This window comes from Kitasatospora sp. MBT66 (genome assembly GCF_000710405.2).
In the GTDB taxonomy this organism is placed as follows: domain Bacteria; phylum Actinomycetota; class Actinomycetes; order Streptomycetales; family Streptomycetaceae; genus Kitasatospora; species Kitasatospora purpeofusca.
In genome coordinates this window covers 148,913-168,087 of the sequence record NZ_JAIY01000003.1, presented here as the reverse complement: position 1 = coordinate 168,087, position 19,175 = coordinate 148,913, and the positions used below count along the sequence as shown (strand labels likewise).

Below are 19,175 nucleotides of genomic sequence, written 5' to 3'. Positions count from 1 at the left end.
TATTGTCTGGTCAACAGCCTGCCGCTGGGCAGGCCCTGACAGCCCCGGAGGCGCCGATGTCCCCCTTGAACGCGAGCGTGCCCGCGCCCGGTCCGGCGGTCGCCGCCGGACCGGCCGACCCCACGTCGAAGGAGGCCGTGCGCGAGCGCGTCCTCGCCCACCGGGACGAGCTGCTGGCGCTCAGCCGCCGCATCCACGCCCACCCGGAGGTCGCGTTCGAGGAGCACCGGGCCGCCGAGTGGTGCGCCGAACTGCTGCGCGGGCACGGCTACTCCGTCGAACCCGGCACCGGCGGCCTGCCCACCGCGTTCAGCGCGAGCACCGGCAGCGGACCGGTCACCGTCGCGATCGTCTGCGAGTACGACGCCCTGCCCGGCCTAGGCCACGCCTGCGGCCACAACCTCATCGCCGCCGCCGGTCTCGGCGCCGCGCTCGGCCTCGCCCCCCACGCCGACCGGCTCGGACTCACCGTCCGGGTGATCGGCGCACCGGCCGAGGAGCGCGGCGCCGGAAAGGCGCTGCTGCTGGACGCCGGCGCCTTCGACGGCGTGGACGCCGCGATGATGGTCCACCCCTGCCCGGTGGAGGTCGCCGACTTCCACTCCTTCGCGCTCGGCACCCTGTCCGTCCGCTTCACCGGGCGCGCCGCCCACCCCAGCCTCAACCCGCACGAGGGCCGCAACGCCGCCGACGCCCTCACCGTCGCCCAGGTCGCGCTCGGGCTGCTGCGGCAGCAACTGCCGCCGCAGTGGCGGGTGCACGGCATCACCACGGCCGCCGGCACGGCGCCCAACCTCATCCCCGACAGCGCCACCGCCGAGTACGAGATCCGGACCTCCGCCGCCGAGGACCTCGCGGCGCTGCGCGAGCGGGTCGAGGACTGCTTCCGGGCCGGCGCGCTGGCCACCGGGTGCGAGGTCGAGCTGACCCGGCCGGAGCCGGACTACCTGGACTTCCGCAGCGACACCGGACTGCTCGCGCTGTGGCGGGCCAACGCGGCGGCGGCGGGCCGCCCGGAGCCGGTCGAGAGCGGGCCGTTCGCCTGCACCGACATGGGCAACGTCTCGCACGCCGTCCCCTCCATCCACCCGGTCCTGGACATCACCGGCGGCTCCTGCGGCCCGCACGAGGCCGCGTTCGTCGAGGCCGCCGTCTCGCCGGAGGCGGACCGGGCGATCCTGGAGGGCGCGGTCGCGCTGGCCTGGACCGCGGCCGACTTCGCGGCGGCGCCGCGCGGGTGACGGGCCACTGACGACGGGCGGCGGACAGCGGCCGACGGACTCGGAGGTCCGTCGGCCGCTGTCCGTCGGGTCCGTCAGCCGCGCTCCGGGACCAGGTGCACCGGCCCCGGCTCGGGCAGCAGCTCGCCGAGCACCGCCGGCGCCGCACGCAGCGCGGTCACCCCGGCCTCCCGGACCAGCTCCCCGACCTCGCCCGGCCGGTCCGGGTCGGCCAGCACCAGCGCCGCCCCGGTCCGCAGCGGCCACAGGAACTCCCACAGCGGCAGCCCCAGTTGCAGCACCCGGTCGCCCGGGCCCAGCCCGTACGCGGACTGCAGCTCACGCACCCGGCGGTCCACCTCGGCATGGGTGGTCCACACCCCGGCCGGACGCCCGCCCGGCCCGTACGCCCGGCACAGCGGATGCTGCGGGGTCAGCGCCCGCGGCGGGTCGGTGTCCGCCCGCCCGGCCAGCTCGGCGGGGCTCGGCCGCTCCGCGTCCGGCACCCCCTCCCCCAGCACGCAGACCGGCGCCGCGTCGGCCAGCAGCCAGGACAGCCGCCCCGGGGCGTCGTCCGGGTCCAGCGCCAGGTACGCCGCACCCGACTTGGCCACCGCCAGCAGCGCCGGCACCAGGTCGGCCGGGCGGGTCAGCGCGAGGCCGACGACCGTGCCGGGGCGGGCGCCCCGGTCCGCCAGGCAGCGGGCCATCCGGTTGGCTGCGGCGTTCAACTCGCCGTAGCCCACCGGCGCCGCGCCGGCCGGCAGCAGGGCCGGGGCGTCCGGCGTCCGCGCCGCCTGGGCCTCGATCGGCCCGACCACCGTGGTGGCCGGCCACCGCTCCGTCCGCGGCGGCCTCGCCACCGCCGTGCCGGACTCCATCAGGACGCGCCCAGCAGTTCGGCCCAGGCCTCGACGGCCGGACGCTCGGCCAGCTGGAGGAACGCCACCTCGGCGCCCTCGGCCCGCCAGCGCTCGGCCAGCGCCATCAGCCGCACCGAGTCCAGGCCCCAGTCGGCCAGGTTCTCGTCCAGCGGGATGTCCGCCGGGTCCTCGCCGAGCAGGTCGGCGACCTCGGCCCGGATTCGCTCCACGGTGAAGGCCATGGCTGTCACTTCCCTTCCAGGACGGCGTCGGTACCGGTGACGACGCCGCAGCGCCCGGCCACCCAGCTGAGCGCGGCACGGTGCTCGTCCGCGCCGAAGTCGGCGACCGCGTCGGCCACCACGAAGGCCCGGATGTCCCGCATCCAGGCGTCGCAGGCGGTCGCCTGCACCCCGATGTGCGCGTACACGCCGGTGATCACCAGCTCGTCGCGGCCCTGCTCGCGCAGCAGCTCGTCCAGGTCGGTCCGGACGAAGGCGCTGTACTTCCACTTGGTGAGCAGCCGGTCGCCCTCGGCCGGGGCGACCTCGTCCACGATCGCCGCCGCCCGCGGGTCGTCCGGGATGCCCGGGCCCCAGAAGTCCTGCTGCAGGCCGCGCTGTTCGGCGCTCTGCCCGCCCGGCTGCGCCGAGTAGACGACGGGCACGCCGTGCTCGGCGGCCCAGGCGCGCAGCCGGTTGATGTTGGCGAGCAGCTCGGTGACCGGGGAGGCCGAGGTGTCGAAGGCGCCCATGAAGTGGTTCTGCAGGTCGTGCACCAGCAGCACGGCGCGGGACGGGTCGACCGTCCAGTCGACCCGGTTGGCCGGCAGCTCGGCGGCGGCGGGCATCGGATAGGAGGGGATGCGGGGCAGGCCCACGGCGGTGCGTCCTTAACGTTCGGGAGACTGGGAGGTCGGGCGGCGGGGACTCGGGGGTCGGGGCTCAGGAGGAGGTGAGGGAGGCGGCGATGGCGGCGCGCAGGTCCTTCTTGCTGACCTTGCCGATGCCGGTGGCGGGGAAGGCGTCGACGAACTCGACCCGGTCCGGCACCTTGAAGTCGGCCAGTCCGCGCTGGCGCACGAAGCGCTTCAGCTCCACGGACTTGGGCGGCTGCGCGCGGTGCTCCTCGCGCAGGACGACATAGGCGCAGGTGCGCTCGCCGAGGTACGGGTCGGGCATCGAGACCACCGCCGCGTCGTGCACGGCCGGGTGGGCCAGCAGGTGGTTCTCGATCTCCTCGGCGGCGACCTTCTCGCCGCCCCGGTTGATCTGGTCCTTGGCCCGGCCCTCGACAACCAGGTGGCCGGTGCCGGTGCGGCGGACGAGGTCACCGGTGCGGTAGAAGCCGTCCGCGGTGAAGGAGGCGGCGTTGTGCTCGGGCGCGTTCCAGTAGCCGCGGATGGTGTACGGGCCGCGGGTGAGCAGGTGGCCGGTGGTGCCGTCGGGCAGGTCGCGGTCCTCGTCGTCGACCACCCGCACCTCGTCGTCCGGGGAGATCGGCCGGCCCTGGGTGGTGACGATCACCTCCTCCGGGTCGTCCAGCCGGGTGTAGTTGACCAGTCCCTCGGCCATCCCGAACACCTGCTGGAGGGTGCAGCCCAGCACCGGGCGCACCCGCCGGGCCGCCTCCTCGCTGAACTTGGCGCCGCCGACGAGCAGCACCTCCAGGCTCTCCAGGCCGGTGCGCCCCTCGGCCTCGCGGAGCCGCTCGGCGGAGTCCAGCCAGAGCAGGGCCAGCGGCGGCACCAGGCCGGTGATGGTCACGCCCTCGCGCTCGATCAGCGGGAACGCCGTCTCCGGGCTCGGCTGCGGGCAGAGCACCACCCGGCCGCCCGCGTACAGCGTGCCGAGCGAACCCGGCGAGCTGAGCGGGAAGTTGTGCGCGGCGGGCAGGACCACGAGGTAGACGCTGTTCTCGTCCTGGCCGCAGAGCTCGACCGAGCCGCGCAGCGAGTAGATGTAGTCGTCGTGGGTGCGCGGGATGAGCTTGGGCACCCCGGTGCTGCCCCCGGACAGCTGGAGGAAGGCGACGTCCCCGGGCTGCGGCTCCTCACCGGGCGCGCCGGCCGCATCGGCCGGGTCGACCGGGACCTCGGCCAGCGGAGTGTGCTCCCCGGCGTCCCCGCCCACCACCAGCACGTGCCGCAGCGAGGGCGTCTCAGCCTTCACCCGGCTCGCCAGCTCGCGGTGGTCGAAGCCGCCCTCGACGGCCGGGACCACGTAGCCGACCGCGCCGGTGAAGGCGCAGAAGTAGGAGATCTCGGTGTAGCGGTGCGCGGGCAGCGCGAAGACCGGCAGCGCGCCGACCCGGAACAGCCCGAAGACCAGCTCGAAGAACTCGGCGGTGTTGGGGAGCTGGACCACCACCCGGTCGCCCCGGCGGATGCCCCGGGCGCGCAGTCCGGCGGCCATCCGGTCGGCCCGCAGGTCGAGTTCGGCGTACGTCCAGCGGCGGGTGGGGTCCTCGCCGCTGCCGCCGGCCGGGTCGACGATCGCGATCCGGTCGGGGTGGGCGGCCGCGCGCTCGCGCAGCATCGAGCCGAAGGTCTCGCCGCGCCAGTGGCCGTCGGCCCGGTAGCGGGCGGCGAACTCGTCCGGGTACGGGGCGAATCCGGCCAGCACCTCGGCCATCGGGTGGTGCGGATCGGTCACGGCGGAGGCTCCTGGGGCGGTCGGGTCGGTCACCGCGGAGGCTCCCGGAGTGGTCGGGCCGGTCACTGCGGCACCCCGGCGGCGTCCAGGAAGGTGCGGAACTTGGCGCTGGTCTCGGCGAGTTCGGATTCCGGCCGGGACTCGGCGACCACACCGGCACCGGCGAACACCCGCAGCGTGCGCTCGTCGGCCTCGGCGCAGCGCAGGGTGACCACCCACTCGCCGTCGCCGTCCGCGTCGCCCCAGCCGACCATGCCCGTGTACAGGCCGCGGTCGAAGGGCTCGATGCCGCGGATCGCCTCGCGGGCGAGCGGGGTGGGGCTGCCGCAGACCGCCGGGGTCGGGTGCATGGCGACGGCCAGCTCCAGGGCGGAGACGGCCGGGTCGATCAGCTCGCCGGTGATGGTGGTGGCCAGGTGCCACATCGCGGCGGTGCGCACCAGGGTGGGGCGCTCCGGCACGACCAGGTCGCGGCAGTACGGCGCGAGCGCGGCGTGGATCGCGTCCACGACGAAGGCGTGCTCCTGGAGGTCCTTGGGCGACTCCAGCAGCGCGGCGGCGCGGCGGACGTCCTCGCCGAGGTCGGCGCTGCGCGGCACCGAGCCGGCCAGCGGGTTGGCGACGACGGCGGCGCCGGTGCGCGAGAGCAGCAGTTCGGGGCTGGCGCCGATGAGGGTGCGGCCGCCGCCGGCGGGGACGGCGAAGGTGTAGCCGCCGGGGTCGCGGCGGCCGAGGCGCTGGAGGATCGCGGGCAGGTCGAGCGGGCGGTCGGCGTGCAGCTCCAGGGTCCGGGAGAGCACGACCTTGCTCAGCTCGCCGTCGGCCCGGAGCAGTTCCACGGCCTCGGCGACGCCGGCCCCGTACGCCTCGGGTGCGGGCACCGGGCGGACGTCCCAGTCGATCCGGTCGGCGGCCGGGGCGGGCAGCGCGATCAGCGGGTCGTCGCGCAGCGCGCCGCAGGTGCGCAGCGTCGCGGGGACGGCGAGCTCGGCCCGGCTGTCGTGGTCGAACGCCACCGCGCCCACCACCAGCGGGTGTTCGACGCCGTCCCGGCGGGCCCGGGCGAGGGTCTCGGCGACCCGGTCGACCAGCGGGCGCCCGTCCTGGGGCACCCGGGCGTGCACGCCCTCGGCGAGCAGCGTGCGGGTCGGGGAGGCGAAGAACGCCTCGTCGGCCGCGGCCCGATACTGGCCCAGCAGCCCGCTGGCCGCGCCGATGACGGTGTGGTCCGTCCCGGCGGGGGCGTGGTGCACCGTGGTCACCTGGAATCTCCCAGTCTGCGAGTGGTCGCCGGACGCTGCTCGTCGCGGCGGTCGGCGGTGGTCTGGTCCGGGGCCCGCCCCGGTGGGGGCGCGGTCCGGGTGGGGCGCCGGGCCCCGGGTGCTGCTCGCCCCGGGGGTCCGGCCCCGCCGTGGGTGTCGGGGGCCGCGACGGACCGGGGCGGGGCCGTCGTGGAGTCGTGCTGGAGGGCGGGCCGGATCCGGCCCGGGGCCCGCGCCGGGGCGTCAGGCCCGCAGGGTGGCGCCGCCGTCGACGTAGAGGTCGTGCATGGTGATGTGGCGGGCCCGGTCGGAGACCAGGAACGTCACCGCCTCGGCGATGTCGGCGGGTTGCGCGATCCGGCCGAGCGGGATGCCGACCCGGTAGCTGGTCGGGTCGCCGTCGATGACGCGCCGTTCGGCGGCCGCCGCGTCGTCCTGCCAGAGGCCGCGCTGCATCTCGGTGTCGGTGGAGCCGGGCGAGACGATGTTGCAGCGCACCCCGGAGCGGCCGAGTTCCAGACCCAGGCACCGGGTGTACATGGTGGCGGCCGCCTTGGAGGCCGCGTAGGCGGCCATCCCGGTGCGCGGGACGCCGGCCGCGTTGGAGCCGACGGTGACGATGGCGCCGCCGCCGCGCTCGGCCATCCGTCGGCCGAGCGCCCGGGTGGTGTGGAAGACTCCGGTGGTGTTGACCGCGAAGCTGTCCGCCCAGTCCTGGTCGGTGAGCTCTACCGCGGGGGCGACACGCAGGATTCCCGCGACGTTCACCAGGATGCCGATCGGGCCGAGTTGGCCTTCCATCAGCTCGACGGTGGACTCGACCGCCGCCGCGTCGGAGACGTCCAGCAGGTAGGGGTGGACGGGTCCGCCGGAGGCCGCACCACCGGGGGCGGTCCCGGCCGGACGGACCGACAGCTCGTCGGCGAGCTCGGCGAGCGGACCGGGATTGCGGTCGACCGCCGCGACGACGGCACCGGCGGCCACCAGCGCGCGCGTCACCGCCGCGCCTATCCCCTGTCCGGCGCCGGTGACCATCGCGACGGCGCCCGCGAGTTCGGACTGCTGCACTGAAAATCCCCTCCGACCAGCAACATTAGGCAAGCCTAACCTAACACAATTGTTCGGACTCTCCGAGGGGTCCCGCCGGTACGGACCGACCCTGCGGGGCCGTCAAGTGCGTTCGGCCGGAAGCGGGAAGCGCATCCGCCGGCCGGGAGCCGGCCGGCGAGCGAATGTAGACGCAACGTTGCGTCCGGTGTAGCGTCGGGGCATTGAATCGAGACGCAACGTTGCGTCCAGGTTCAGCTCCGAGGCGCGGGCCCCGACCGAAGGCCCCGACGCGCCCTCCTCCCACACCGTCACCCCCGAGGAGCACCCATGCCCTCCGCCCCGCCCCGGCGACCCGGCGGCCCGATCGCCCCGGCCGCCGTCGCCCTCGCGTTCTGGGTCACCATGGCCGGAACCACCGTCCCGACCCCGCTCTACCCGCTCTACCAGCACGCCTTCGGCTTCTCGACCTTCACCGTCACGGTGGTCTTCGCCGTCTACGCGCTCGGCGTCGTCGCCGGTCTGCTGACCCTCGGCCGGCTCTCCGACCGGATCGGCCGACGCCCCGTCGTGCTGGCCGCCCTGCTGCTGGCCGCGGCGGCCGCCACCCTGTTCGAACTCGCCGACTCGCTGCCCTGGCTGCTCGCCGCCCGGGTCCTCTCCGGCCTCGGCGCCGCCCTCGTCACCGGCGCCGCCACGGCCGCCCTGCTCGACCTCGCCCCGCCGGAGCGCCGGCTGCGCGCCCAGACCGTCGCGCTCGCCGCCAACATGGGCGGGCTGGCCGGCGGCACCCTGCTCGCCGGCGCCCTCGCCGAATGGGCCGACGCACCGCTGCGCCTGCCCTGGACGGTGACGCTCGTCCTCACCGGCGCCGCCCTGCTCGGACTGCTCGCCGTCCCCGAGACGGTGCCCGCCGAGGTCCGCCGCGCGGGCCGGACCGGCGGCTCCGCCCTTGGGGCCCGCGCCCGGTTCCGGATACCGCACGTCCCGCCCGGCATCCGACCCGCGTTCCTGCGCGCCGCCCTCACCGGCGGCGCCGGATTCGCCGTCACCGGCGTGCTGACCGCCGTCAGCGGACTCTTCCTGGCCACCGTGCTCGGCCTGCACAACCACGCGCTCACCGGACTCGTGGTCGCCCTGGCCTTCCTCTCCACCGCCGTCGGACAGTTGCTCGTCCGCGTCCTGCCACCGGCCCGCGCCCTGCCGCTGGCCTGCGCCGGACTCGTCCTGGCCGCCGCGCTGGTGGCCGCCGCCCTGCTCGGCGGGACGCTGACGCCACTGCTGCTCGGCGCCTGCGTCAACGGCCTCGCCACCGGCACCGCGATCGGCACCGGACTCGGCACCGTCAACGGCGGCGTGGAGCCGCACCGGCGCGGCGAGGCGGTGTCGGCGTTCTTCGCCGTGCTGTTCACGATGCTCTCGGTGCCGGTGATCGGGGTCGGCGTGCTCGTCCGGGCGACCGGGCTGCGCACCGCCGGGGTCACCTTCAGCGCGGCGGTCGCCGTACTGGCCCTCGCCGTCGCCGCCGGGCTGGTCCGCCGACCCCGGCACGGGGCATCGCCGGGGACGGTGCCGGGGCCGGTGGCGGGGGCGGCGGTGACAGCGACGGCTGAACCGGCACCGGCCGCCCCGGCCGGGCAGGCGTGAGAGGATGGCCGCCACCGTCGTCAACAGCCAGCAGCCGCCCCCGGACAAGGACCACACCGCCATCGCCGCCCAGCCCCGCCCCGCCACCGGAAGCCGGTCCGGCGCGAGCCGCGCCGCCGACGACGGTGCTGTCGCCGACCGCGCCGTCGGCGGTCGTGCCACCGCCGCCGCGCGCGCGGCCCGGGCGAGCGGGAGCGCGACGAAGAGCGACGCGGTCAAGGGCGAGGGGGCGACCACCGGCGGCAGCGGCCGGCGCAGCGAGGCCGCGCGGCTGGCGGTGCTGAACGCCGCCGACGACCTGCTGGTCGAGGTGGGCTTCGAGGGCCTGACCATCGAGGGCATCGCGGCCGCCGCCGGGGTCGCCAAGCAGACCATCTACCGCTGGTGGAAGTCGAAGGTGGACATCCTCTTCGACAACCTCGTCCTGGACGCCGCCACCGGTCTCGCCTGGCCCGCCGAGAACCCCGCCGACCCGGCCGATCTGCGCGCCTACATCCACCGGTTCGCGGACTTCCTCGGCGCGGCACCGGCCGGGAAGGTGCTGCAGGCACTCCTGGGCCATGCCCAACTGGACGCCCGTACCGCCGAGTTGCTGCACGGCGGCTTTCTGGACGCGCTGCGCGCCCGGGACGTCGGGCACACCCGCGCCTGCCTCGGGCGCACCGCCGACGAGCACGCCTCCGACAAGCACGCCTCCGACGAGGCCGCCGTGCTGCTGGACGCCCTGCTCGCCCCGCTCTACCACCGCGCCCTGGTGCTGCGCCGCCCGCTCGACCCCGCGTTCGTCGACGCGCTGCTCGACCAGCACCTGCCGGGCTGAGCCCCGCCCCTTCCCGCTCCACCCCTTCCCGCTTCCCCCCTCCGCGCCGCACCGCGCCACCCGTGTCGATCTCCCCGGGCCCGCGCCGGCGCCACCCTCTTCCCTGGAGTCTCCGTGTTCCGTCGCCCCCGGCCGACCCACGACGTACGGGTCACCGCCGTCACCCCGCTCACCCCCGCCCTGCTCCGGCTCACCCTGGCCGGACCGACCCTGGACACCCTCGCTGTCGAACACGCCACCCAGTGGGTGAAGTTGGCGACCCCCGACGGGCACTCCCGGGCCTACACGATCCGGCACCACCGCCCCGCCGAGCGCGAGACGGACATCGACGTCGTGCTGCACGGCAACGGCCCGCTGTCCCGCTGGGCCGCGACCGCGCGCCCGGGCGACCCGGCCCGGATCGCCGGCCCGCGCGGCCGCCGGCCGTCCTTCGAGGGCGCCGGGCACGTCCTGCTCGCCGCCGACGAGAGCGCCCTTCCCGCCGCGCTCACCGTCCTGGAGGAGCTCCCGCCGACCGTACCGGTGACGCTCTTCGCCGAGGTCGGCGATGCCGCCGGGGCCACCCTGCCGCTGCCCGCCCGGGCCGGTCTGACCACCCACTGGCTGGTCCGCCCCCAGGGCCGTGCCAAGGGCCGGACCCTCACGGACACCCTGCTCGCGACCGACGTCCCGCCCGGCACCACGGCCTGGCTGGCCGGGGAGTCGCAGGCCGTGGCGACCGTCCGCCGCCATTTGCTCACCGACTGGGCGCTGCCCCGCGAACGCGTCCACGGCAAGGGCTACTGGAAGCTCGGCGAGGCGAACCACAAGGACTGACCGACCCCCAGTTCACATCCTGGCAGGTCTACTTGCTGCTCAGACTCGTTCCGCCGGCCGAGAGGCGGTGCGGGCCCAGGAAGTAGGACAGGGCCGCCAGCGAGGCGCCGTCCGCCACCTCGCCCGAGGTCAGCAGTCCGACCACCTGGCGCTCGGTCAGCCACTCCACCCGGCTCGCCTCGGACCGGTCGACCGGCCCGCCGGTCGGCGTCGCCCCGGTGGTGTGGAAGGCGTGGAAGTGCATGGTCGAGATCCCGGACATCGCGTCGAACTCCGTCAACGGCTCGACCGACCCCGGCCGCCAGCCGGTCTCCTCCTCGACCTCGCGCGCGGCCGCCGCAGCGGGCTTCTCGCCGGGTTCGACCCAGCCCGCGGGCAGTTCCCAGGCCCAGCGACCGGTGATGAACCGGTGGCGGTGGAGCATGAGGAAGCGGCCCTCGGCGTCGGTCACCACGGCGACGGCGCACTCCTTGGGCATCCGCAGCACATGGTGGTCGACCCGGCCGACGCCGGGGATGTCGACATCGTCCAGCCAGAGTTCCACCCACGGCGAGCCGTACACCTGGCGCCGCCCGTGCACCGTCCACTCGGTCACTGCCGCTCCCTCACTGCCGCGCTCCCACCACTGCTCCGTCGACGCTCAGCGCGAGGCGGTCGGGGCGGGCGCGGCACTCCGCGCGGCCGGGGCGGCGGGCGCGGTCGTGCGCGCGGACGGCGAGGACGGCGAGGACGGCGAGCCGGACGCCGGCGCGGACGCGGGCCCGGCGGCGGCCCCCGGGACGGGGGCGAGGCCGGTGCAGCCCCGGAGCCCGTCCCGGCGCTTGAGCGCGGCGGTCGCGGCGGCGCCGGTCTGCGGCACCGGCACGCCCTTGTCGTCGATGGTCGCCGGCGCGAACGCCTCGCCGAGCACCTTGCCGTTCGGGCCCAGGGTCAGGGTGGTGACGCCGGTCTCGTTGGAGTTGGCGTAGTTGGAGGTGCCGTACCAGAGGAAGTTGCCGAAGCCGTACCCGATGTAGGTGGAGCCGAGCATGCCCGAGCCGACCATGGTGTGCGCGTGCGTGCCGACCACGGCGGTGGCTCCCGCGGTCGCGAGCTTCTTGGCGATGGCGGTCTGGGCGGGGGTCGGACAGGCCTTGCCCTCGTCCCCCCAGTGCAGGTAGACCAGCACCACCGGCGCCTGCTTCTTCGCCTCCTCGACCGCCTTGACGACCGCGGCCTGGTCCAGCGCCGAGGCGATGCCGGGCTTGTTCGCCCCGGCGCGCCACTTCTGGTTGGTGAGGTCCTCGACCTGGCTGGCGGCGACCACCGCCACCTTCACCCCGCGCACGGTGGTGACGTACGGGGCGTACGCCTCCTGGGAGTTGCGGCCGAAACCGACGATCGGGAGCGGCGAGGCGGCCTTGGCCGCGAGGGTGTCCGCGAGACCGTCGGCGCCGAAGTCGACGGCGTGGTTGTTGGCGAGCGAGACGACGTCGACGCCGGAGTCCTTGAGCGCCGTGAGCGCCTTCGGGGAGGTGCGGAAGGTGTAGGTCTTGGCCTCGGGCGCGCCGCGATCGGTGATCGCGGTCTCCAGGTTCAGGACGGAGAGGTCGGCGGCGGCGAGGCTCTTGGAGATCGGTCCGAGCGCCGTCTCGGGCGGCTGCACGGAGAGCCGCTCCTCGGTGCGGCCCTCGAAGTGGACGTCCCCGGCGAACGCCACCGTGATGCTGCCGTCCGGGCGGGGCGCCGCACTGTCGGAGGCGGCCTGGTCCCCGGCGGCGCCGGAACCGGCGGCGTCCGGCGAGGCCTTCGCGGCAGCGGCGGCGTCGGCGGCGGCCTTGGCGGAGCGGGAGGCCTTGACGGCGGCCGGGTCGGGGTCGTCCGGTCCGCAGGCGGCCACGGGTATCAGCCCCAGCAGCAGTGCGACGGCGGCCGCGGCACGGCGCATGTCTGTTCCCCCAAGGGTCGATCCGGAAGCGGTCAGCCTACGCCACTCCCCCGCGCCGCCTCCGCGCCACCGCCACAATCCGCGCCGGGCCGCCGGGTGGCGCGCGGAGTGGCAGCGTGGAGGTAGGGAGGCACGGCGGAAGCCGGGCGGAGGCCGCCAGGACGGAGGTGCGACGCGGGCTCGGCGGAGGCAGCGGGCGAGGCTCGGGGACCGGACGGCAGGTGGTGGGTCATGACTGACAACGGGACGGGCAGTGGGGCTGGGAACGGGAGCGCGGACACCGGGCGGCGGATCGTGGTCGGGATCGACGGTTCGGCGCCGTCCAGGGCCGCGCTGCGCTGGGCGGTCGGGCAGGCGGCGCTGACCGGGGCGACGGTGCACGCGGTGGCCGCGTGGGAGCCGCCCTCGCTGCACGGGTGGCTGGTGCCGCTGCCGGACGACGACTTCGAGCGGACGGCCATGCGCACCCTGACCGCCGAGGTGGACGAGGTGGTCGGCCGGGACCGGCCGGTGCCGGTGACGGAGACCCTGCTGCTCGGGCATCCGGCCGAGGTACTGCTGGAGCTGGCGGAGGGCGCGGAGCTGCTGGTGCTGGGCAGTCGCGGGCGCGGGACCTTCGCCCGGACACTGCTGGGGTCGGTGAGCACCCGGTGCGCGGCGCACGGGTCGTGCCCGGTGGTGATCGTCCGCGCGGACGGGACCACCGCCGCGCCGTCCCCGCGCCTCGCCGCCGGTGCCGGCGAGGAGGAGCCCGCCGTCCGCACCACCAAGGACTGGCAGCTGAGCCTGCACCTGGTGGAGGAGCGGGACACCACCCGGGTGCACGCCGTGCTGGACGCCGACGGCGCGGTGCTGCACAGCGACGCGTACGCCCGCCGCAATCCGCTCGACGATCCGGCGCCCGCGGTGGGCGACGAGTTCGCGGTCGGCCGGGCGCTGATCGACCTCGGCCACCAGTTGCTCCGGGCGGGCACCCGGCACGCCACCGGGTCCGCCGAGGAGTGACATGCTGGCTGCCGGGGGACGACGGTCCACGAACGCCCCTGACGGCCGACGGCCGAAGATCGACGACTGACGACTGACGACTGACGACTGACAGACCTCGGATGACGGACAACAGATGACAGATTCTGTCGGCCCACCCCCGGGCGACGATCGGGCCCCCGCCGCCGCCCCGGACCTCACCCCGGAGCGCGCCCCCGCATTCACCCCCGACTTCACCCCCGCCGAGCGCGCCCGGGGCCGGGCGCTGCGCCGCGCCCAGCTGCCCTGGGCGCTCGGCGCGCGGGCCACCGGCCTGGCGCTGACCCTCGCCCTCGGCCTGACGCCGGCCGGCGCCGGGCTGGTGTCCACCGTCGGCGGCTGGTTCGGCGGCTCCCGGACGGCGGAGGTGCTCGCCGGAACGGCCGCCCTGGTGCTGGTCGGCCGGGCGGCGCAGCTGCCGTTCGGGGCGGGCTCGCGGTCGGTCCGCGCCCGGTTCGGCCTGGTCACCCAGAGCTGGGCCGGCTGGGCGGTGGACGCGCTGCGCGGACTCGCCCTCACCCTGGCGCTCGCCCTGCCGGTGGTCCTCGGTCTGTACGCGCTCACCGGCCGCTCGCCGGAGCGCTGGTGGCTCCCGGCGGCGGGCGCGGCCGCGCTGCTGACGGCCGCGCTCTCCTTCCTCTACCCGCTGCTCGTCGAGCCGGTGTTCAACCGCTTCACGCCGATGGCCCCGGGCCCGCAGCGCGAGGCGCTGCTCGGCCTGGCCGCGCGGGACGGCGTCCGGGTGCGGGACGTCCTGGTCGCGGACGCCTCACGCCGGACCACGGCGCTGAACGCGTACGTCTCGGGGCTGGGGGCGACGCGGCGGATCGTCGCCTACGACACGCTGCTGACCACCGCCGATCCGCGCGAGGTGGAGCTGGTGGTGGCGCACGAGCTGGGGCACGTCAAGCACCGGGACGTCCTGACCGGGACGGTGCTGGGCGCGGTCGGCGCGGCCGTCGTGGTGGTGCTGCTGGGCCTGGCGTCCGGCTGGGACGTGCTGCTGTCGGCGGCCGGCGCGGCGGACGCGGCCGATCCCCGGTCGCTGCCGCTGCTGGCGGCGGGCGCGGCGCTGCTGGGCGCGCTGTCCGGCCCGGTGCAGTGCGCGGTGAGCCGCCGGGTGGAGGCCAGGGCGGACCGGCACGCGCTCGAGCTCACGGGGGACGCGGAGCAGTTCGTGGCGATGCAGCGCAGACTCGCGGTGACCAATGTGTCCGACGTCGACCCGCCGCGGGTGCTTGAGCTACTGTTCGCGACTCATCCGAGCGCCACCCGCCGGATCGCGGCGGCGCGCGCCTGGCAGGCGGGTCGGGCCGGTGCGGCAGGCCGCCCGCCGGGGGCTTCGGACGCGACCGAAGCTGTTGTATAGTGCAACTAATTTCCGCACTGCGGATTTCCCGAGCCCCCGGAGGACAGTCCCCGTGCCCGACCGCGAGACGTCGATCGCGACCATCCAGCGCGAACTGACCGCCTTCGCCCGCCGCGCCCGGCACAAGGCCTCCCAGCTGCACCCCGACCTCTCCCTGGTCACCTACAGCATCCTGGACCTCATCACCGAGCGCGGCGGCTGCCGGGCCGCGGATGTCGCCGCGCACTTCATGCTCGACAAGTCCACGGTGAGCCGCCAAGTCACCGCGCTGGAGAAGCTCGGGCTGCTGCGCCGCGAGACCGACCCGGAGGACCAGCGCGGCCAGATCCTGCTGGCCACCGAGGCCGGACTCACCCTGCTGCGCGAGGCCAACGAGCAGCGGCGGCTCTCCTTCTCGGCCCGGTTCACCAACTGGTCGGACGAGGACGTCGCCCGGTTCGCCGACTACCTCGCCCGCTACGGCTCCGAGGACTGACCCGGCCCGACCGCGCCGCCCGGCCGCCCCGTCCGACCGCACCTCCCGGCCGCACCGCCGCGCACCCCCGGCACCCGCTCGGGGTGCGGTGGACCACCCGGACGGTGTACAGAGGAGAGGTGCCACTCCGGCAGCCTCCCGACGACCGGCGTTCCCACGAGCGCCGCCGGTCCTGGCCGCCCGACCGCCGGGCACTGACGGCCGTACCGCTCGCCCTGATCGTGGTGATCACGGTGGTGGACGTGCTCGCCCCGCCGGACATCCACCTCGGCCCGCTACTGATCGTCGCCCCCGCGCTCACCGCGTCGCTGGCCGGTGCCCGCGCCACCACCGTGGTGGCCCTGCTCTCGCTCGCCGCGCTCACCGTCATCGGCATCCTGCGCGACGGCCTCACCACGGGCAACCACGAGACCCAGCTCGGCGCCCTGCTCGCCGTGTCGGCGCTGATCGTCGCCCTGCGGGTGCTGCGCGACCGGCACGAACGCGAGCTGGCACAGGTCCGCTCCGTCTCCGAGGCCGCCCAGCGGGTCCTGCTGCGCCCGCTGCCCGACCGGACCGGGCCGCTGCACCTCGCCTCCTTCTACCTGGCCGCCGAGGCCGAGGCCCAGGTCGGCGGCGACCTCTACGCGGCGGCCCGCACCGCCACCGGCACCCGGCTGCTGGTCGGCGACGTCCGGGGCAAGGGGCTGGCCTCGCTCGGCGACGCGGCGCTGCTGCTGGGCGCCTTCCGGGCGGCCGCGCACCTGTACCCGGACCTGCCCGGCCTGGTCGGCCACCTGGACGGCAGCATCGCCTGGGACCTCGCCCAGCTCGCCGAGCAGCAGCGCGCGCAGCGCGAGGACGGCCTCGGCGACCGGCCGCGCCTGCGCGCGTTCCGCCGCGCCGGACCGGCCGGCACCGGGGCTCCGCCGGGCACCGGGCCGCCGGACGGCGGACCGGCCGACACCCCGACGGACGACAGCGGCGAGTCCTTCATCACCGCCGTGGTCCTGGACGTCCCGGACGACGGCGCGGTGGTCCGCCTGGTCGACTGCGGCCACCCCCCGCCGCTGCTCCTGCACGGCGACCGGGTCACCGCGCTGGAGCCCCGCCGCACCTCGCCGCCGCTGGGCCTCGGCGAACTGGTCGCGGCGCCGTACATGGTGGAGGACTTCCCGTTCCTGCCCGGCGACCGGCTGCTGATCTACACCGACGGCGTGATCGAGGCCCGCGACGCCGAGCGGCGGTTCTACCCGCTGTCCGAGCGGGTCGCCGCACGGACCGCCGCCCACCCCTCCGAATCCCCGGCCGCCCTGCTGCTGCACCTGCGCCGCGACCTGCTGGCCCACGCCGGCGGACGTCTCGACGACGACGCGGCGATGGTCGTCGTCGAGCGCCTCGGCCGCTCGCCGGGCCCGGAACCGGCCCGGTGAGTACCCACCCCGGCCGGTTCCTCGGCGTCCTCGGCGTCCTCAGCCGACGGTGAGGACGATCTTGCCCCGGACATGGCCGCGCTCGCTCTCGCGCTGCGCCTCGGCCGCCTCCGCCAGCGGGAGCACCCGGTGCAGCGGGAGGTTCAGGCCGCCCTCGGCGGCGAGCGCGAGCGCACCCTCCAGCGCCGGGCGGAGGTAGTCGGTCGGCTCGTCGCCGGCGGTGAAGCGGACCCCGTGCGACGCGGCGCTCCAGTCGGCGATGGTCAGCACGTGCTCCGCGCCGCCCGCCAGCTCGATCGACAGCGGCAGCACACCCGCGCCGACCAGGTCCAGCACCAGGTCAACGCCCTCGGGCGCGGCGGCGCGGACCCGCTCGGCCAGCCCCTCCCCGTAGACGACCGGCACGGCGCCCAGCTCGCGCAGGTACGGGTGGTTGGCCTCGCTCGCGGTGCCGATCACCCGGATCCCGCGGGACCGGGCGAACTGCAGCACCAGCGTGCCGACACCGCCGGCCGCCCCGTGCACCAGCAGCGTCCGGCCGGGCTCGATGCCCAGCAGGTCGAGCGAACGCCAGGCGGTCTCGGCGGCCACCGGGAGCGCCGCCGCCACCGTCCAGTCCACCCCGGCCGGCTTGCGGACCAGCTGGTCCGCCGCCGCCAGCGCGTACTCCGCGTACCCGCCGCCGCGGACCTGGCCGAACACCTCGTCGCCGGGCTGCCACTCGGTGACGTCCGCGCCGACGGCCTCCACGACGCCCGCGATCTCGTAGCCGAGCACGGCCGGGAGGGTGACCGGGAAGACCTCGGTGAGCGCGCCGGAGCGGACCTTGTGGTCGAGCGGGTTGACGCCGGCCGCACGCACGGCCACCCGGACCTGGCCCGGGCCCGGCGCGGGCACCTCGACCTCGATCGGCCGCAGGACGTCCGCGGCGCCGTACTCGGTGATGCCGACGGCCTTCGTCGCGAGGGCAGTGGTGTCGGGGGTGCTGCTCATGGAGGATCTCCACCGTTCTTCCGGATCTGGGGGGACGCCGGGGCCGGGAGCCGCCGCCGTCCTGGTGACGGGCTCCAGCCTGGTACGGCGGGCCCGGTCGACCGGCCGGCTGTTCGGACAGTTCCACCTGGCCGTTCGGACGGGCGGGTGCGGGCGCTCGCGGACTAGGCTGGACCGCATGGTCGAACACAGCGGTGCGAACGACGACGGGGCGGCGTCCGGGAGCGGGCACGGGGCCGCGTGGTCCTGGGACGACGCCGAGGGAGTGCTGGCCCTCGCCGCCGAGCTGCTGCGCGAACCCCGGGTGACGATCCTGCCCAAGCTCTCCGAGGTGCTCGCCGGACTCGTCCCGCACCTCGCGGTGGCGCAGCTCAGCGGCGTCTGCACCTACTCGCCCGCGAACGCCGTCGGTCCCGAGGAGCTTTCCGCCCGGATCACCGGCAGCGAGCTGGGCCAACTCGCCCAGGAGGTCACTCCCGGCCGCCCCTGGCAGGGCGAGGCCGTGCTCGGCGGGCGCCCGCGCCCGGCGGTCGCGGTGGCCTCGGCCCCGCCCGGGAGCAACGGCGCCCTGCTGGTGCTGGTCCGCGCGGCCGCGACCGGACCGGCCGCCCCGCGCGGACGAACCGGCGGGCGGGCCGACGGCCGCGCGAAGGAGCCGCTGAAGCCGGTGGAGCTGCTGGAGCCGCTGCCCGAGCGCTCGCTCGGTCTGCTCCAGCTGCTGTGGGAGCTGCTGACCACCCACTCCCACCACCGCGCCGTCGACGCCGCGCCCGCGCAGGCCGCCGCCTCCCGCGCCTCGGCCAGTGCCCGGGCCCGGGCGATCGCCGAACTCAGCGGCGCCCACGCCTCCGCGCTGTCCGCGATCCTCGGGCCGCTGCGCTCCGCCGGACTGGACGACGCCACCGCCCGGCGCAACGCCACCGAGCTGGCCGTGACCGCGCTGCTCGACCTGCGCAGCGCCGGCGAGCTCGACCGCGAGCTGAGCGAGGAGCCGGCCGCCACCGCCTTCGCCCGACTCGCCGACGTGGTGAGGCCGTTGCTGCGGCACAGCCCGGTCCGGCTGGACCTGCTGGCGCCGACCGAGGGGGACCGCTCGGTGCCCACCGACACCGCGCACACCGCCCGCACCGCCGTCCGTTCCGCCGTGCTCGCGATGCTGGAGCAGGACGGCCTGACCCGGCTGCACGTGAGCTGGCAGTTCGTGGCGGACGGTCTGCGGGCCGTGGTCCGGGACGACGGCCCGGGCCTGCTGACCGCCGACGCGCTGGCCGTCCACCGCACGGCCGACCGGATCGCCGCGCTGGCGGGCCGGTTGACGGTCGAGGCGGTCCCGGGCTGGGGCACCGCGGTGACGGTCGACCTGCCGCTGCACGCCCCGGCCGGGCCGATCGGCGCGGCCCGGCCGCTGGAGGGCCTTCAGCCACGGGAGTTGGAGGTCCTGGACCAGCTGGCCCTGGGCCGCCGCAACCGGGAGATCGCCGCCGCCCTGCACATCAGCGAGTCGACGGTGAAGTTCCATGTGGCGAACATCCTGGCCAAGTTGGAGGTGGGCTCCCGGGGCGAGGCCGCCGCCCTCGCCCACCGGGCCGGCCTGCCGGCCACCCCGGCCGCGTGCACGCCGACCACCCTGCACGCCGCCTCCTGAGC

Annotated in this window: 18 protein-coding genes and 1 pseudogene; 10 read left to right on the top strand and 9 right to left on the bottom strand. The window is 76.1% G+C overall.

Annotated features, from left to right (window positions below):
- The first annotated feature begins 56 nt into the window (after nucleotides 1-56).
- Nucleotides 57-1,241 (top strand): amidohydrolase, encoded by a 1,185-nt coding sequence (locus BI06_RS02760; RefSeq protein ID WP_043464784.1) that lies wholly within the window; start codon nucleotides 57-59, stop codon nucleotides 1,239-1,241.
- 74 nt (nucleotides 1,242-1,315) lie between these two features.
- On the opposite strand, the gene BI06_RS02755 is transcribed toward BI06_RS02760, so the two are convergent.
- From BI06_RS02755 to BI06_RS02730, 6 genes are all read right to left on the bottom strand, one after another.
- On the bottom strand, nucleotides 1,316-2,083 hold the full coding sequence (locus BI06_RS02755) for an AMP-binding protein (RefSeq protein ID WP_158516371.1): 768 nt from the start codon (nucleotides 2,081-2,083) through the stop codon (nucleotides 1,316-1,318).
- Between the two features lie 17 nt (nucleotides 2,084-2,100).
- On the bottom strand, nucleotides 2,101-2,325 hold the full coding sequence (locus tag BI06_RS02750; RefSeq protein ID WP_030391815.1) for a phosphopantetheine-binding protein: 225 nt from the start codon (nucleotides 2,323-2,325) through the stop codon (nucleotides 2,101-2,103).
- Nucleotides 2,326-2,330: 5 nt separating this feature from the next.
- A complete protein-coding gene (locus tag BI06_RS02745) occupies nucleotides 2,331-2,963 on the bottom strand; it encodes an isochorismatase family protein (protein ID WP_030391814.1) in 633 nt (210 codons plus the stop codon).
- 64 nt (nucleotides 2,964-3,027) lie between these two features.
- Nucleotides 3,028-4,716 (bottom strand): (2,3-dihydroxybenzoyl)adenylate synthase, encoded by a 1,689-nt coding sequence (locus BI06_RS02740; protein WP_043465797.1) that lies wholly within the window; start codon nucleotides 4,714-4,716, stop codon nucleotides 3,028-3,030.
- Nucleotides 4,717-4,799: 83 nt separating this feature from the next.
- Nucleotides 4,800-5,999: an isochorismate synthase DhbC gene (gene dhbC, locus BI06_RS02735; protein ID WP_043464781.1), complete on the bottom strand. Its 1,200-nt coding sequence runs from the start codon at nucleotides 5,997-5,999 to the stop codon at nucleotides 4,800-4,802.
- A gap of 243 nt (nucleotides 6,000-6,242) precedes the next feature.
- Nucleotides 6,243-7,100 carry a 2,3-dihydro-2,3-dihydroxybenzoate dehydrogenase gene (locus tag BI06_RS02730; protein ID WP_043464778.1) on the bottom strand — a complete coding sequence of 286 codons (858 nt, stop codon included), beginning with the start codon at nucleotides 7,098-7,100 and terminating at the stop codon, nucleotides 6,243-6,245.
- A 276-nt stretch (nucleotides 7,101-7,376) separates the two neighbouring features.
- Here BI06_RS02730 and BI06_RS02725 point away from each other — a divergent pair, with 276 nt between their 5' ends.
- From BI06_RS02725 to BI06_RS02715, 3 genes are all read left to right on the top strand, one after another.
- Complete coding sequence (locus BI06_RS02725; protein ID WP_051740155.1) at nucleotides 7,377-8,693, top strand: MFS transporter; 1,317 nt, start codon at nucleotides 7,377-7,379, stop codon at nucleotides 8,691-8,693.
- A gap of 4 nt (nucleotides 8,694-8,697) precedes the next feature.
- Nucleotides 8,698-9,513: a TetR/AcrR family transcriptional regulator gene (locus BI06_RS02720; protein WP_082558220.1), complete on the top strand. Its 816-nt coding sequence runs from the start codon at nucleotides 8,698-8,700 to the stop codon at nucleotides 9,511-9,513.
- 114 nt (nucleotides 9,514-9,627) lie between these two features.
- Nucleotides 9,628-10,329 (top strand): siderophore-interacting protein, encoded by a 702-nt coding sequence (locus BI06_RS02715; RefSeq protein ID WP_051740154.1) that lies wholly within the window; start codon nucleotides 9,628-9,630, stop codon nucleotides 10,327-10,329.
- A gap of 28 nt (nucleotides 10,330-10,357) precedes the next feature.
- Here the strand turns inward: BI06_RS02715 and BI06_RS02710 are convergent, their stop codons facing one another.
- Nucleotides 10,358-10,924 carry an NUDIX hydrolase gene (locus BI06_RS02710; protein ID WP_051740153.1) on the bottom strand — a complete coding sequence of 189 codons (567 nt, stop codon included), beginning with the start codon at nucleotides 10,922-10,924 and terminating at the stop codon, nucleotides 10,358-10,360.
- A gap of 45 nt (nucleotides 10,925-10,969) precedes the next feature.
- Entirely contained in the window at nucleotides 10,970-12,256 is a 1,287-nt protein-coding gene (locus tag BI06_RS02705) for a CapA family protein (protein ID WP_063794899.1), read from the bottom strand.
- 231 nt (nucleotides 12,257-12,487) lie between these two features.
- Here BI06_RS02705 and BI06_RS53115 point away from each other — a divergent pair.
- From BI06_RS53115 to BI06_RS02685, 5 genes and pseudogenes are all read left to right on the top strand, one after another.
- Nucleotides 12,488-12,949, top strand: a pseudogene (locus BI06_RS53115) (universal stress protein); the annotation flags it as partial.
- Entirely contained in the window at nucleotides 12,932-13,261 is a 330-nt protein-coding gene (locus BI06_RS53110) for a dsRBD fold-containing protein (protein ID WP_233290034.1), read from the top strand. The pseudogene BI06_RS53115 and the gene BI06_RS53110, both read left to right, overlap by 18 nt.
- A gap of 115 nt (nucleotides 13,262-13,376) precedes the next feature.
- Nucleotides 13,377-14,648, top strand: coding sequence for a M48 family metalloprotease (locus tag BI06_RS02695; RefSeq protein ID WP_082558218.1), 1,272 nt, complete (start codon nucleotides 13,377-13,379; stop codon nucleotides 14,646-14,648).
- Between the two features lie 52 nt (nucleotides 14,649-14,700).
- A complete protein-coding gene (locus BI06_RS02690; protein ID WP_030391803.1) occupies nucleotides 14,701-15,123 on the top strand; it encodes a MarR family winged helix-turn-helix transcriptional regulator in 423 nt (140 codons plus the stop codon).
- 119 nt (nucleotides 15,124-15,242) lie between these two features.
- The gene (locus tag BI06_RS02685) at nucleotides 15,243-16,535 is read left to right on the top strand and encodes a PP2C family protein-serine/threonine phosphatase (RefSeq protein WP_043464775.1); all 1,293 of its coding nucleotides are present in this window, start codon (nucleotides 15,243-15,245) and stop codon (nucleotides 16,533-16,535) included.
- 39 nt (nucleotides 16,536-16,574) lie between these two features.
- On the opposite strand, the gene BI06_RS02680 is transcribed toward BI06_RS02685, so the two are convergent.
- A complete protein-coding gene (locus tag BI06_RS02680; protein WP_051740152.1) occupies nucleotides 16,575-17,528 on the bottom strand; it encodes an NADP-dependent oxidoreductase in 954 nt (317 codons plus the stop codon).
- A 178-nt stretch (nucleotides 17,529-17,706) separates the two neighbouring features.
- On the opposite strand from BI06_RS02680, the gene BI06_RS55025 reads away from it, so the two are divergent.
- On the top strand, nucleotides 17,707-19,173 hold the full coding sequence (locus BI06_RS55025; protein WP_082558217.1) for a LuxR C-terminal-related transcriptional regulator: 1,467 nt from the start codon (nucleotides 17,707-17,709) through the stop codon (nucleotides 19,171-19,173).
- Nucleotides 19,174-19,175: the final 2 nt, after the last annotated feature.